This is a genomic window from Vibrio sp. 3-2(1), from assembly GCF_963887575.1.
GTDB classification, from domain to species: Bacteria; Pseudomonadota; Gammaproteobacteria; order Enterobacterales; family Vibrionaceae; genus Vibrio; species Vibrio anguillarum.
The window spans coordinates 136836-152167 of the sequence record NZ_CAWPGB010000022.1 but is presented as its reverse complement, the minus strand read 5'-3'; the positions used below and the strand labels follow the sequence as shown (position 1 = coordinate 152167).

Sequence of the window (15332 nt, the reverse complement as noted above, 5' to 3'; positions counted from 1 at the left end):
TTGACATTGTGATGGATGAGAAATAGAATCAAAACAAATCATAAATAATCACCAAGTAATCACTTGATGAAAAGATAAGGTGATAACCATGAACGAAGTACAAAGACATAACGAGATACTGTCTTTGCTAGACAATATGCGCACCATCAACGTCACGCATATTATTGAGAAATTTAACGTGTCACCAGCAACGGCCCGCCGCGATATTTCTAAGTTAGATGAGCTAGGTAAGCTGAAGAAAGTTCGCAATGGTGCTGAACGTTTAGAGATTAGAAAGCGGGCGTGGACGCCGTTAAATATCGACAGTACGGATCATTTCCATGAAAAATCACAGATTGCCATGGCTGCGGCTAAGCTCTGCAACCCAGGTGACAGTGTGGTAATTAACTGTGGTTCGACCGCCTTCTTGCTCGGTAAAGAGTTGTGTGGCCAAGATGTTCAAATCGTGACTAACTATTTCCCACTGGCCAGTTACCTTATCAATGAAGATCACGACGATGTAATCATCATTGGTGGGCAGTACAACAAAGCACAAAACATTTTCCTCAACCCCGCCCCTGATTCGTTAGGTGGTTATGCCGGACATTGGATGTTCACCAGTGGCAAAGGGCTGACGGAAAATGGCCTATACAAAACCGATATGCTCACCGCCGTTGCCGAGCAACAGATGCTAGAGCAAATCGGTAAGTTAGTGGTGGTAGTGGATAGTTCTAAAGTTGGGCAGCGTACGGGCATGCTATTTTGCCCCGCCAGCAAGGTTGATATTGTTATCACTGGCAAAGCCGCCGATCCGCAAGTTATCCAAGCGCTACAACAGCAGGGGACAGAAGTGATTCTGGTATAGAAAGCACTTCGCTCTACACATTCTAATAATAAACACAGGCTCAGTGTCTTCACCTTTGGTTAAGACGCTTGGCTCCCTACATCCAAAATTTGTCTAACTGATCGTGAAATAAAAGGTGTTGCTATGAGTAAAATTGATGAAATCACACGCGATTCATGGGTTCTCAGTACGTTTCCTGAGTGGGGAACTTGGCTGAATGAAGAGATAGAAAAGACCGAAGTGGAAGCTAACACCTTTGCTATGTGGTGGCTTGGTTGTACAGGCATTTGGCTAAAAAGTGCAGGTAATACCAATCTTTCGATCGATTTTTGGTGTGGGACGGGTAAGAAAACGCAAAAGAATGCCTTGATGAATCAACAGCATCAGATGATGCGTATGGGGGGCGTGCGTGAACTGCAACCCAATTTAAGAACGTCTCCTTTTGTGTTGGACCCATTTGGCATCAAAGAGATTGATGCAGTGCTGGCGACGCATGATCACGCTGATCATATCGATATTAATGTCGCAGCAGCTGTGCTGCAAAACTGTGGTGAGCATGTGAAATTTATTGGGCCACAAGCTTGCGTTGACCTGTGGCAAGGCTGGGGAGTACCGAGTGAGCGCTGCATTGTGGCGAAAGTGGGTGATTGCATTGAAGTCGGCGATATCAGTATCCGAGTACTGGACTCTTTTGATCGCACTGCGTTGATTACGCTGCCTAAAGGTGTTTCATCTTATGATAAGGGGATTCTTGATGGTATGGATGATCGCGCGGTCAACTACTTATTGGAAACCTCCGGTGGCTCAATCTACCATTCAGGTGATTCGCATTATTCGAACTACTATGCCAAGCATGGTAATGACTACAAGATTGATGTGGCGCTGCTCTCATACGGTGAAAACCCACGAGGCATCACAGATAAGCTGACTGCATCTGATATTTTGCGCGCAGGCGAGGCGTTAGATTGTGAAGTGGTGATCCCATTCCATCACGATATTTGGGCTAACTTCCAAAATGACCCGCGTGAAATTGAAGTATTGTGGCAAATGAAAAAAGATCGTCTGCAATACGGTTTTGCGCCATTCTTTTGGCAAGTGGGTGGTAAATACACTTACCCAACCGACAAAGGACGTATGCATTACCAGCATTTCAGAGGCTTTAAAGATATTTTTGTCGATGAACCAGAGCTGCCTTTCAAGGCATTCTTGTAATGTTCTGAAAGCAAAAATTAGAGAAGAGAAAGAGGCCAATTGGGCCTCTTTGTTTATTGGTAATCTCTTTGCTTATTGGTAATGATGTGCAGTACTTGATTTTATACTTCAGGTTGGTAGTGCAAAATTGTCATTGATATGGGCGACTGTAACAACTCCCCTTCTGCATGGCCGGGTTGTACGTTACGTAAATTGGTATCGCATATCACTTCCCAGTTTTGGTTACGATCTTTAGGTAGAGTAAAACGAGCGGGTGCGTTGGTTTGGTTGATCAAATAGAGCATTTCAGCCCCATCCGATCCAATGCCCATCTGCAATGCCACAGAACTTAAGCGGTTCCAATCATCATGTTCCATCAGTGTGCCATCTACGCGTCGCCAGAATACGCGGTTGGCATTACGTTCCTCACCACTAAAAGCACGAATAAAGGGCACCATATAAAGGTGTCTTGCCGCCACCATTTGACTCAACCAATGTTTGAAGTAGCTTTTGCGTTCGGTCATGTTCCAGTCAAGCCAACTGATCTCATTGTCTTGGCAATAAGCGTTGTTATTACCTTGCTGAGTATGAGAAAGCACATCCGCGGTGAGAATATGAGGAATGCCAAAAGCAAAAAGTAAGCTCGCCATCATATTGCGTTTTTGCTTTTCGCGGGTTGCTTTTATCACCATGTTCTCGGTTTCGCCTTCGACGCCATAGTTGTCGGAGCGATTGTCACCGTGACCATCTCGGTTTTGTTCACCATTCGCTTCATTGTGCTTATGCTTGTATGACACCAAATCTTGCATGGTGAAGCCATCATGATAAGTGATGTAATTGACGGTCAGTTTGTAGGGCCAGTTTGCGGCACTGTACAAGTCGCGCGAGCCCATTAAGCGTGTGGCGAACTCTTTTAAATAGCCTTGATCGCCGCGCCAAAAGCTGCGTGTGATATCACGTAATTTGTCGTTACATTCATTCCAACCGAAAGGAAAATTGCCTACTTGGTAACCGTTTGGACCGATATCCCAAGGCTCTGCAATCAATTTGACTCGTTTTAATGTTGGATCTTGCGCCACCGCTTTAAAGAACGCAGCATCGGGGCTGAAATTATCGCCATTTCTTCCAAGCGTTGCGGCCAAATCAAAACGAAAACCATCGATTTGGTATTCGCTAACCCAGTAGCGCAGCGTGTCCATGACTAGGTTAAGGGCGGGTTGATAAGAGAGATCAATGGTGTTACCACAACCGGTAAAATTCGCGTAATGTTGGCCGTGTTTTAGATAATATTTAGGGTCGAGTGCTTTTAAATTGAAAATAGGCCCATCTTCGCCCCCCTCCGCTGAGTGGTTATAAACCACATCCAGTATCACTTCAATTCCGTGACGATGCAGTTCTCTGATAGCCGTTTTCAGTTCCGTTACCGCATCTTTTTGCGCATAACGTGGATCTGGCACCATAAACAGATAGGGGTTATATCCCCAATAGTTGACTTTGCCCATATCCAATAGATGTGGCTCATGCATACAAGCCGCGATGGGCAGTAGCTGTAGTGTGTTGATGTTTTGCTTGCGATAAAACTCCAGCATCTCCTCACTGATTAAGCCTAAATAAGTACCTTGTTCTGCTTTAGGCACTCGTGGATTAAGTTTGGTCACTCCTTTGACATGGGTCTCAAACAAAATAGTCTTATCGCGAGGTATGTGTGGTTTTTTAGTTGATTGCCAATCGAATTGATCGTCAACCACGACACACTTAGGCAGCTCGAAACTCTTTTTTGAACTAAATGGTGTTTTATAGCCTAAGTTTTTATCTATCGCCTTCGCGTAGGGGTCGGAAATATAGTGCGGCTCGTCACCATTTAAAATGAGGTAACCGTATTTTTGCCCTGCTTTAATGTTTGGCACATGAGTGTACTTCACGCCCGCATATTCATTCTCTAACTCGTGGGTGGTGAAACTTCCCTGTTGATCAAACAGAGCGAGTAGAAGCTGTTTATTTGCTGGAGCATGAATAGCAAAATTGCAACCTGTGTTGTCAAGGGTTGCACCGAGTGGGTAAGGGCTAGAAATAGTACATTTCATATGGGCATCTTTAATTGTTATTTTGCTGCACGTCATCGCTTTAAGTAAAAAGCTTTGTTGATATTAGGTCAAGCGCCCAATGAATAAAATTTGAATGTAATTTTATTTCATTTTAATGATGTTATTGGCCCTAAATAGTGATCAATAAGGCATTTTGTATTCTATTTTATAACCATTAACTGATCTCCTCCCCCTGAAATCCGTGATCCGTGCTTTAAAAACGCCATACCATAAAATTACTCATCCTTTCTCCTCCCCCCTAAATTACTTTGAGGTGGAGGAAGCAAGCTTATTACGCCTTTAGTAACCTTATCACCGTTGAAACAACTGGGGACTTAGTCCCGTCTTACCTCTTCTTTTAGCGTCTATCTGTCAACTGCCTTGCAGGTTCCAATAGGAGAAGAGTGAAAGTTTTAAATGCTGTCCGTAGTTAAAATTTTCCATAAATATAAATCGTCCTTAATGGAGTTAAGAATGAAAAAAGTAAGTGTAATTGCTGCCGCAGTGGCTGCTACTCTAGCAGCAGGTTCTGCTTTTGCTGCAGAAACAGATGTACTAAAAGACGGATGGGAAGTTCATGGGTATGCTTCAATGAATTTCCGCATGGTTGATGGTGAAACTGTTGATACAGAGTTTGGTAAACCAGATTACAAAACAGCGGGTACTCATGGAAAAAGCACCAATCAGGTTGAGTTTGTAATTAAGAAACACACAGAACATGAAAATGGTGTTTGGTCAAATTTCACTGTTCGTTCTGAATACGGTAATGGTAACTCGTACGCTTATTCTTCATCTGGTAGTCAAAAAGCCAATGACACTGCACAATTTGAAGTGAAAGAAACTTTTGTTGAAATCGGTGGTTTATCCTACTTAGGAGAAGACACATCTATATGGGCTGGTCAACGTTTCCTAAACCGTGCTGCTGGTATTCTTTCTGGTGAATTTTGGAAACAATCTTCTGGCGTAGGTGCTGGTGTTCAAACTAAGCTTGCTGGCAATACTGCAGGATTTGCGGTGGTGGTCGCCGATCCTGATGCAGGTGTGGCAACGACAAACCCTGAACGCACAACGCTTTCATCTTACGATCTGTACTACTACGGTGTCGATGTTGGTTTTGGTAGCTTAGACTTTGATTTTAAATACATGGAACAAGCGAACAAAGACAGTAAATCAGATGATGGTTTTGGCGCATCAATCACGTTAAATTCTAGCTATTACGGCTTGGATGGTTGGGCTCAATCTGCTATTGCATATGGTAAAGGTGTTGCGCAAAACCGTGGTGTTAACTTTGGTGGCTGGTCAGGCGGTGATGATAAGCAAGAGTCTATTTTCTTGACTTCTTACGGTGTACTGAATATTTCCGAAAACTGGCAAATGGGCTCTGAAATTACCTATTTTGGTGCGCTGGATGAGTTATTTGGTGCTAAAGATTTGAAACGTTATATTGCTGCTGTTCGTCCATCGTATAAAGTGAATGATAACCTACGTCTTGAAATGACAGGTTCTTATGCTCATGAAGAGGGAGCTGAAGGTTACTGGGGTCGTACTGGTGAGGCACTAGAAAGCGATATTTTCAATGTGGAATTAGCTGCTGCATTTACAGTCAATGCTGATTACTTCGGTCGTCCACAAATCAAACCATACATTAGCTATATTTCTGCTGATGATGAAGCAAGCGCATCACAAATTGGCATCAAAGATGGCAAAAATGAAACAGTTATCGGTGTCCACACTGAAATCTGGTTCTAACTCAACTAAGATTTAAGGCAGCCTATTGGCTGCCTTTTTTGCTTTGTAAATGATAGAGAATAACGATGAATAATAAAAAATCATTAATGACCCTTATCCTCGGAGCAGCTTTGACTGCCTGTAGTTCAGTTCCATCTACCTCAAACCTTTCGTCTACTGAGGCTATCTCATACGCAAAAGTATGCTGTAATAATTATGCTGACTTTCCTTGGATTGAGCTACAAAGCAATGAAAGTATCGAGTTTGATATTGATGAAAGTGCCCCTATTGGCCACTTTACAGATGGCAATAGCTATTTTAATGCTTTTCAGCTCCCTCAACGTTCAGCAAAAGTGCAAATACAGCTTAGTAGCTACATGTTTGATAAAGCAGTATTTTTGCCAAAATTAATTATGTTAGATCAGACGTTCAATATTGTTTCTGAAATTGATTTATCACAATTTAAAATTAAAACCTCGGATGCTTTTACAAGAACACAATATTATGTAAACGTTCAGGTAGACTCTAAGCAGACACCTTATTTTATTATTTACTCTCCAGAGCAATATTTTGGGAAAACAATCAAGGTCGATCATCCAGCGAAGGTTAGAGCTAAAGATCTTGGTGAAGCGATGCCAATGGTCACGGACCCTACATATATATCATCCCACTTTGGTCAATTTAAACTAGAAATCAAGACATTATCTTTACAGTCTCATCAAACAAAGAGGAAAATTGAAAAGCCAGCATCAGAACAAACTGCAGCGGCAGTAGCAGTAGTTGTGCAGATAGAAACGAAAAAATATTACATATCAGCTATTGAAAATGCCGTCAATACTGGTGATGTAGCAAAAGCTCTAAGCTTATTAGATGAAGCGAAAATGTTGAATGTTGATGGTGCTCAGCAAGCATTTATTAAAGCCGTTAATGCCAAATAATTAAAAATTTAAGGTAAGCGTTATATTGGTATGTCATCGTTTTTATGGATGATTCTTATCCTAGATTTCTATATCCCTGATGGGCACTGAATGGTGTGGTTTCTGATATATAAGCTCCTTCATTGATGATGAAGGAGCTGTGGTTATACTAATCAACTGCCTTTTGTAAGTTTTGACTATGACGCTTGGTTTGAAGGTAGTCGTTCTGCTTTAAAGAATTATGCGTTAAATGCCAATTGGGATAAGTGAACTTTAATTTAGAGAGTTCAGGATAAGATGGAGCCACTACTTTTTTTACAATAATATCATTTCTGTTGAATTTAATGTCATCAGTGTTTACATCTAGTATTATTTCCACTTTTTTTGTTAAGTCGCACTCAATATTTATTTGATAATTCCCCAACTTCAATATGAGATTCAATATGAGATCAGCCCTCAGGTATCGTGGATTGATCATATAACTAGCCTTACCATCGTGGCATTGCCAGTTGAAGTATAAATTCTCATCTTGACCATATGGGAGGGTTGCACTAAAGCTTGTCCAGCATGATGGTAGTTTCGGTGAAAGATTAATTTTATTTTTCGACAATTCTGGTTTAAAGCCTAGGTAATCTTGTTGAGCATTTCGTGCATATTCTGAAACAGACCAGGCTTGAGCATAGGTACCTGTTTCTATCAAGTTGTCTTCATCATGTTGATAAGCATCGAGGTTTTCACTCATTGTGCCACGATGTCCTTGCTGCAAAATTTGTTTGGCTAAGTTTTTGGATAATTGAAAAGCCAAATCTTGCTTGCTAAAACTTGTTAATGCACTGACGGTAAAACCAGCGTTCCAACCCCAAATCGTACCGTTATGGTATGCCGCATCTTTATGGTACTCAGAGCGATTATCATGGTAGGGGTGAAAATCTTCGTGATATTGCTCTAAGGAACAAATACCCCATGGAAATAAAAGATGATCAATGCTATTTCGAATAATAAATTGCCCAATTTCTAGTGGGAGAAAGGCTTCTGTCTGTGGGATAGATAGTACCATTAATTGATTTGGACGTACGCTATTATCTGGTATATCGAACTCTTTTAGATGATCAGCTAGTTGTTTTTTATCCTCATCCCAAAATTTTCTGATAAAACTCATCTTTAATTTTTCAGCTAATTTTAAATAATATCGATGATCTAGATCATTTTTATTCATTTCTGCCAGACGTGCCGCAACATGAAAGCTTTCAAATAGCAATGCTTGAATATCATTAGCTTTCGGTCCGCGAGGAGACCATGGAATTTGACCTTTGATTTTTGCATCCATCCAGGTATCGGGATGACGATGTTTTAGTAACCCATCTTCACTAAGATAATTACTTTCTATCCCATCAATAAATCGTTTTACAATCGGATAAATATCCTTTGCAAAAGCGATATCGCCACTGTAATTAATATATTCCATCACCTCCCTAATCATCCAAGGCGTACCATCGGTCGTGTTATATATTATGTCCGTTTTGCTCGTTACTCGATTGGGAATACGACCGTAATTGACTGAAGTATGATCTTTCATTTGCATGGAAGCAAAATTTTCAATGATTGCTCTGGACTCTGGAAATTGACCATTAATGAGACTTGTCCCAGATAAGGCTATGAACGTATCCCTTCCCCAACAGTCTTTGAACCAAGGTAAACCAGCCCATATACCAGAACCAAACTCTTGGTTCACAAATGTACGACTTGCCAATCTAGACCACATCACGGCTCGGTTATACTCCAGATCGTTGGTCCATAGATAATTACGTGTCAGAAAGCAATACAGATTGTTTTGAAAAATAATATTTGCATGGTTTTGCGCTGCGAGTTGAGCTCCTTTTATTGCCTCTGTTTTGGTGCTTTCAAAGTAGAGGTAAATGACTAATTTTTGGGTTGATTCAGTGGAACTAATCATCAGCTTTACATTAGAATCACTTAAACCCATTAATTTAGAGGTGGTTGCACATTCATCGGTTGCCATTTCTTTGGCAATAACGGATTGATTTGCGCTAATCGCAATAAAACGTGGTTCTTCGCTAACAGAATTTGCGTCATTTATTTCATAGATAAGGACGTCATCGATGCATTCAGGTTTGCTTGCATTTACTAATATATTAAGCTCAGGGAGTATGGCAAGAGATTGTTTGGACTCAGAGGTGATGGTGAGACAAGCAAGTCGTTGACCTTGTAATAAGCTCAAACATTCTACAGAAGATGTACCAACATAGTGATGTTCAATGCCAAAAGGCATCAAGCGGGCTTTACTGGCTTGTGTTTTATCATTGATGTTACCGTTTACAAATGACGCAAATTGACCTAAATACCAACCTTGAGAATGACGGTAATTACCGCTTGAGCTGAAGCCATAGGTATGTCCTTGATAATATCCATCCACGCCATCGCTGAATACATAAGAAAATTTTGAGGTACTTTCTATTGCTAGATTTGAAAATAAATTTTCTAGCTCTAAAGTGCCATCAATTCTTGGTGTACTCGGTTCTACACCACATATCGGCGTGAACTCCTTACAAATGAGAAGGCGTGTTTGTGTTTGGTTTATTGAGGTAATTTGAGAATGTCTATATTTTGAAGTCATGACCGATACCTATAAAAAGGGGTACAGTAGACTGTACCCAAAGGTGAACATGAAAATTGTGCTTGTTGGGGATGAATTATTTCGTGATTTGTTTCGCTGCCATATCTAATGCTTCTTTGACACCTTGTTTTCCTTGCATCGCATTATCAATTGCTGCCCCTTCGGCAAACCAGTATGCTGTCATCTGTGGGATATTAGGCATAATTTCACCATTTTCGGCGTTAATCATAGTGGCTTTGATTCGCTGATCTTGTTCTAAGATTTTTTGAAACGATTTTAACGTTACTGCGCCAAGTGGCTTATCGTCATTCATGATTTTTAGTGCATCATCTTGAAAGACATAATTTTCTAAAAACTCAACGGCAAGATCAGTATTCGGGCTGGCCGAATTAATCCCAGCACTTAGAATGCCAACAAAAGGATTACCTTTGCCACCGTTTAGCGTTGGCAGCTCTGCAACGCCATAATTTATGCCTAATTTATCTAAATTACCCCAAGACCATGGGCCGTTTATCGTCATGGCCACCTCTCCTTTGCTGAATGCAGCATCAGAGACGGCATAATCCATGTTTGGGTTCAATACACCTTGATTAACCATATTAACTAAAAACTGCAGACCGTTGATTCCTGCTTCATTATTAACTCCGGTACTTTTGGCATTGTAACCCCCTACAATTTTTTCAAAAGCATAGGCACCGCCAGAGGAAATAACAGGCCAAGTAAAGTAAGCATTTTTAATATCCCACATGATGGCTTTTTTACCCTGTTTCTCCATTGTATTATGAATACTGACTAGTTCTTCCCAAGTTTTAGGCGGTGTTGGTAACAGATCTTTATTGTAAATAAGAGAAGGGGCCTCAATAGCAAGAGGATAGCCAACCAATTTTCCATTAACGGTAACGGCATCCCAACTGAAATCGACCAACTTTTCTTTAAATTGCTTACTTGGTTTGATTTCGTGAAGCAAGCCTGCTTCTGCATAGCCACCGAATCTATCGTGTGCCCAAAAAATAATATCAGGACCACTGCCAGTTGCAGCGTGCTGTTGGAATTTTGCTTCAAGCGATTCTGGATGCTGAACAATGATTTTAATTCCAGTATCTTGTTCAAATTGTTGGCCTATTTGCGCTAAGCCATCATAACTTTTATCACCGTTAATCCAAATGGTGATTTCACCTTCTTGCATCGCCATCAGTGGTGCCGCCATTAAAGTGGCCAGTGTACAGATAGACAGATTCTTAATTGAATTTTTCATCACTATTTCCTGTTTTACCTAGGCCCGAAGCGAATATGGTACGCATGAGTCCTTGAGTGTAAGTCCTGTTGAAAATATAACGGCTTTTGCTTGCAATAAGAAATAGATGAAAGTGAGTTTGATATAGATTCTATCAATATCATTGCTCTAATATTGATAGAATGTAACTACGGTAGATAACACGGTGAGTTTTTCTACTTTCAAAAGTGTGAACCAAAACAAAAACTATTGTTGTAATGCCCGCTTTGTGTGCCGGAAGCCTATGTTATCAAGGCTTTAGTCCACACTGATCTTCAATAATTTGTTTAGTAGGGTGTTAGCCTTCATAAGGAAGAGGTATACTTCGTTAGTATTTCAATAAAACTGGTAATTTTTGGGTCAGCTATGCCTTGTTTAATATAAATTCCTACATTACCTTTTTTCTTTTTGTTGATGGTTAATGTTGCAATATTTCTTCTGGCCATCCAATGGCACATTTTATCGCTATATGGCATTACAGCGTTAGCCATCTCTAATATATCTATGCTAGCAAATAAAGAATCGACATCATAGATGGCTCTTTTACTCTCTCTTTGTTCCGTATATTGTTTAGCCAGTGATGCATGTTCAGCCAACATTGTACGATGTCGAGAATGATCCGGCGTGACGCGGATGAGAGGGTATTGGGCTTGTTCAATCAGAAGTTCATCATCACTTTTTTTTGTATTCAATATCGGATGGCTTGAACATACAAAAAATGCTTCTTGGTCTCGGAACAAAGGTTGGAAATGGACTTTACACCTTTCGTGTAGATCTTGAATTTCATGGCCAATAAAGAGGTCAATATCTCCCTGCACCAAATGATGGATCAAAGAAAGGTTATTGCCAAATTCCAAATGTATTGAACAATTAGGGGTGTTTTTTTGATATAGGCATACCGTATCGCGAACAAATAATTCCCACCACGCTTCCCCAGTGCCAAGCTTTAATTTTCCTTGATGTCTCTGTTGCATATCGGTGAACTGATGTAACAGTTGTTGCTGCTTTTCTTGTTGCTCCTGCACATACTCCCTAAATAGTTTGCCATAAGCGCTGAGCTCTACACCTTTTGAGCGGCGAATAAATAGCTCAACTCCAAGTTCATGTTCAAGCTTTTTAATTGCTGTGGTGAGAGATGGTTGACTGATATGCAGTTTCTCTGCGGCTTGCTTAATATTATTTTCAATCGCAACCATCAAAAAATATCGAAGGGATTTATCCATGCTGTTTTATCTTGTCTTCTGCTTATTGCTATCATGTTTGGCATAAATCACATTTTAGGTGATGTTTTTTTAATCTCTTTGCATGCAGAGAGGCCTAACTATAGTGATTTTTCTTATGATATAGGTATTGGCTATATCATATGGGGAATGTTCTATTGTTACTTTGCGTCAGCTCTCATTATGATGAGCAATAAATTAATTTACAAAAAGGCAATATCATGGAACCCAAATGGTGGCATAGCGCTGTGGTATACCAAATATACCCGCGCAGTTTTTACGATTCTAATCACGATGGTATCGGCGATTTAAATGGCATTATTAGTAAGCTTGATTACCTTGCAGAGTTAGGCATTAACGTTATTTGGCTATCTCCTGTTTATCAATCTCCAATGGATGATAACGGCTATGATATTTCTGACTACCAAGCAATAGCTCAAGAGTTTGGTTCCATGGAAGATATGCAGCGTTTACTGAGCGAAGCACAAAAACGCAATATTAAGATAGTGATGGATCTTGTCGTTAATCACACATCGGATGAACACCAATGGTTTTTACAAGCGAAGCAATCGCGAGACAATCCGTATCGAGATTACTACATTTGGCGGGATGCAAAACCGGATGGCAGTGTACCGGATGATACAGGGTCAATTTTTGGTGGCAGTGCTTGGCACTGGGATGAGCAAACGCAGCAATATTACTTCCACCTTTTTTCTAAACGTCAGCCAGATCTGAATTGGGAAAACCCTAAAGTGCAGCAAGAAGTGCACAGCATGATGAATTGGTGGATTGAACAGGGTATTGGTGGTTTTCGATTAGATGTTATTGATTTAATTGGCAAAGAAATTGATAAGGGCATTACTGGTAATGGCCCGCGCTTGCATCCGTTATTACAGCAAATGAATGCCGCCACCTTTGGTAATCAAGATCTGCTGACCGTGGGAGAAACTTGGGGAGCCACACCAGACATTGCAAAACTGTACAGTGCGCCGAGTCGTCGTGAGTTATCGATGGTTTTCCAATTTGAACACATCACTTTGACGTGGGAGCATGGTGACAAATGGAACCCTATTCCGTTAGATCTTAAGCAGTTTAAACAGGTATTAACCAAGTGGCAGATTGAGCTTGCCGATCAGGGTTGGAATTCATTATTTTGGAATAATCATGACCTACCACGCGCTGTATCTAAGTATGGTGATGACAAACGCTACCGAGTTGAATCTGCGAAAATGTTGGCAACGAGCTTACACTTTCTGAAAGGCACGCCTTATATTTATCAAGGCGAAGAGATTGGTATGACGAATGTGGCCTTCGATTCGCTCGATCAATACCGAGACATCGAGACGTTAAATTTTTATCGTGTGAAGACAGAATCGGGCGTTTCTCATCAGCATATGCTGGATGCTATTCATCAAAACAGCCGCGATAACGCTCGAACGCCAATGCAATGGTCAGCGGATAAACACGGCGGATTTACTCAAGGTTCTCCGTGGATAGAGGCGAATCCTAACTACCTAAAAGTCAATGTTGAACAAGCGCTTGCTGATAAACAATCGATTTACCATCACTATAAAAAGTTAATTGCACTGCGTAAAAAACACCTGTCCATCGTCTATGGATCGTTCACGCCTTTATTTGAAGAACATGACCAAGTGTTTGGCTATGTGCGCGAGTACCAAGGTGAGCAAATTGTCGTGGTCAGTAATTTTTCATCGGCCACGGTTTGTTTAACAATGCCCGAAAAGTTTCAATTGAGAGCGGTGGAGTGTTTGAGCTCTAATTATCAAGAGATTGAAAAATTAGAAGAAAACCTAGTACTCGAGCCTTATCACTCCATCGCGGTTTTGATGAGAGAGTAAAGTGAGTGGCTCATTTTTGATCTGGAATGAACGCAGCGATTTGGCTGCGTTTTTTCATTCATTGACCCAAATCGGAATCTATTCCTCAATTAGTGTGATTGTGCGTAACACTCTTGAAAAGAGTACGGTACTATCTTAGTGCTAAGGCTATGTGGCTTAATTAATCCACGAGCATTAGATATCACGAGCATTAGATATAGAGTGGCCTCTCTGTTTTGGATGAACGAATTTGACTGTTTCGTATGCTTTAAATGGTTCGAGACAGAATGAATGTGGTCAGACTTTTTCAAAGATTGAGAAAAATGGTCGATAATGAAGTTAATCAGCTAAATAAGATTTGAATCAATGAGCACTATTGGGATTGCCATAGGCGCAACCGGGTTATCACTTATCCTCATCTTCGTGTGGATGTTTTCGCTCTCTTTGCGCAAAAAACGCTTAGAGGAAGAGAGAAAAGAGAGAGAAATCGCTTATCGCAAAGCGATAGAAAAATCACGTGAACAAGAAAGACAAGATCGCTTGTTTAAGGCCGAAACAGGCCATGTGCCGACGATTTTGTATTTAGCGAAAGAAGCCGAACGAACCAACCTCAAAGAGGCGATGTACTGGTATGACAAAGCGGCAAATTATGACAATGTTACGGGAATGTATGGTGTTGTTCGGATTTGCCAAAAGTTTCGAGATGATCTGATTTTGCGGGAAAAAGAGAAGTTTTGGCAGACTTGTATTGCAGGAATTGAAGGTAACTTAACCGCAAAGTATGAAACTGGCATGGCCTATATTCATGGCCGTGGCGTGGAAGCGAATACTGCGAAAGGAGTCTCGTTAGTACAAGAGGCTGCGGAAGCGAATTTGCTCGACGCTGTGATTTTCATGGGGGATTGGTGTGTTTCACACGACAATATCGCGCCATCACCAGCGGATTCAACATTTTGGTATTCCAAAGCCGCGAAGCTAAATAGCCCGATAGGACAGATGAAACTAGGCTTGAATTACCTTAAGGGTGTTGGTGTCGCAATGGACCACAGTAAAGCTTGTTATTGGTTAGAGCGAGCTTCTGAAAAAGGTCATGTAGAGGCGATGTATCACGCAGGAGAAGCTTGGATAGATAAAGGTTCAAATGGCAATGCTATTGCTTATATTTGGTTATTTTTATCGGCTCATTTTGGTTTTGAACCAGCAAAGGTGCTAAGAGATCAAGTGGGCTCACGTATCGGTGTCGATTCTGTTGTGGGGTTGCAATCGTTGGCCAAACCACTCATGAAGAAAATCGGCGCGGGTACTGTAAGTAAACACTCAATTATTAAGGCGCTGAACAAGCTCTACAAACGTGGGATCCCTATCCCAGAGAAAGGGGAGTTGCCTGATGAAGACGATCTCTCATTGAGCGTAGTGGCGGATGCCTCCGAAGAGCGTTTGTCATCCAGCCCATCTGATGATCATGAGGTTCTAACGAGATTAGATTTCTCCAATACTTCAATGGACAGGTAATGCTGGATCGATAAAGTGGCTAAGCACTGTAAATAAAAAATCTCTGAAATAAAAATCCCCAGCGAATCGACTGGGGATTTTTGTTGGTATCGGTTTTAGTGTATCGAATGA

General features: G+C 41.0%; 10 protein-coding genes. 6 read left to right on the top strand and 4 right to left on the bottom strand.

All coding sequences use genetic code 11. The features are described 5' to 3' along the window. Nucleotides 1-88: 88 nt before the first annotated feature. Both ulaR and ulaG read left to right on the top strand, forming a co-directional pair. Nucleotides 89-844 carry an HTH-type transcriptional regulator UlaR gene (gene ulaR / locus AACQ79_RS08895; RefSeq protein ID WP_026027147.1) on the top strand — a complete coding sequence of 252 codons (756 nt, stop codon included), beginning with the start codon at nucleotides 89-91 and terminating at the stop codon, nucleotides 842-844. A 123-nt stretch (nucleotides 845-967) separates the two neighbouring features. After that, a complete protein-coding gene (gene ulaG / locus AACQ79_RS08890) occupies nucleotides 968-2035 on the top strand; it encodes an L-ascorbate 6-phosphate lactonase (protein WP_013868344.1) in 1068 nt (355 codons plus the stop codon). A gap of 101 nt (nucleotides 2036-2136) precedes the next feature. On the opposite strand, the gene glgX is transcribed toward ulaG, so the two are convergent. After that, a complete protein-coding gene (glgX, locus tag AACQ79_RS08885) occupies nucleotides 2137-4134 on the bottom strand; it encodes a glycogen debranching protein GlgX (RefSeq protein ID WP_017048138.1) in 1998 nt (665 codons plus the stop codon). Between the two features lie 438 nt (nucleotides 4135-4572). Here glgX and AACQ79_RS08880 point away from each other — a divergent pair, with 438 nt between their 5' ends. Together AACQ79_RS08880 and AACQ79_RS08875 are read left to right on the top strand one after the other, a co-directional pair. Next, entirely contained in the window at nucleotides 4573-5847 is a 1275-nt protein-coding gene (locus AACQ79_RS08880; protein WP_170898954.1) for a carbohydrate porin, read from the top strand. A gap of 65 nt (nucleotides 5848-5912) precedes the next feature. Beyond that, the gene (locus AACQ79_RS08875; protein ID WP_017045030.1) at nucleotides 5913-6764 is read left to right on the top strand and encodes a MalM family protein; all 852 of its coding nucleotides are present in this window, start codon (nucleotides 5913-5915) and stop codon (nucleotides 6762-6764) included. Nucleotides 6765-6912: 148 nt separating this feature from the next. Here the strand turns inward: AACQ79_RS08875 and AACQ79_RS08870 are convergent, their stop codons facing one another. The 3 genes from AACQ79_RS08870 to AACQ79_RS08860 all read right to left on the bottom strand — a co-directional run bounded on the left by AACQ79_RS08870 (nucleotide 6913) and on the right by AACQ79_RS08860 (nucleotide 11874). Further along, nucleotides 6913-9378, bottom strand: a complete 2466-nt coding sequence (locus AACQ79_RS08870; RefSeq protein WP_170898953.1) for an amylo-alpha-1,6-glucosidase — start codon at nucleotides 9376-9378, stop codon at nucleotides 6913-6915. A gap of 76 nt (nucleotides 9379-9454) precedes the next feature. Continuing rightward, complete coding sequence (malE, locus tag AACQ79_RS08865; protein ID WP_026028892.1) at nucleotides 9455-10633, bottom strand: maltose/maltodextrin ABC transporter substrate-binding protein MalE; 1179 nt, start codon at nucleotides 10631-10633, stop codon at nucleotides 9455-9457. A 323-nt stretch (nucleotides 10634-10956) separates the two neighbouring features. Beyond that, on the bottom strand, nucleotides 10957-11874 hold the full coding sequence (locus AACQ79_RS08860; RefSeq protein ID WP_094126682.1) for a LysR family transcriptional regulator: 918 nt from the start codon (nucleotides 11872-11874) through the stop codon (nucleotides 10957-10959). 218 nt (nucleotides 11875-12092) lie between these two features. Between AACQ79_RS08860 and AACQ79_RS08855 the strand changes: the two genes are divergently transcribed. Both AACQ79_RS08855 and AACQ79_RS08850 read left to right on the top strand, forming a co-directional pair. Beyond that, a complete protein-coding gene (locus tag AACQ79_RS08855; protein WP_115339935.1) occupies nucleotides 12093-13730 on the top strand; it encodes a glycoside hydrolase family 13 protein in 1638 nt (545 codons plus the stop codon). 345 nt (nucleotides 13731-14075) lie between these two features. Further along, nucleotides 14076-15221: a tetratricopeptide repeat protein gene (locus AACQ79_RS08850; protein ID WP_017045034.1), complete on the top strand. Its 1146-nt coding sequence runs from the start codon at nucleotides 14076-14078 to the stop codon at nucleotides 15219-15221. Nucleotides 15222-15332: the final 111 nt, after the last annotated feature.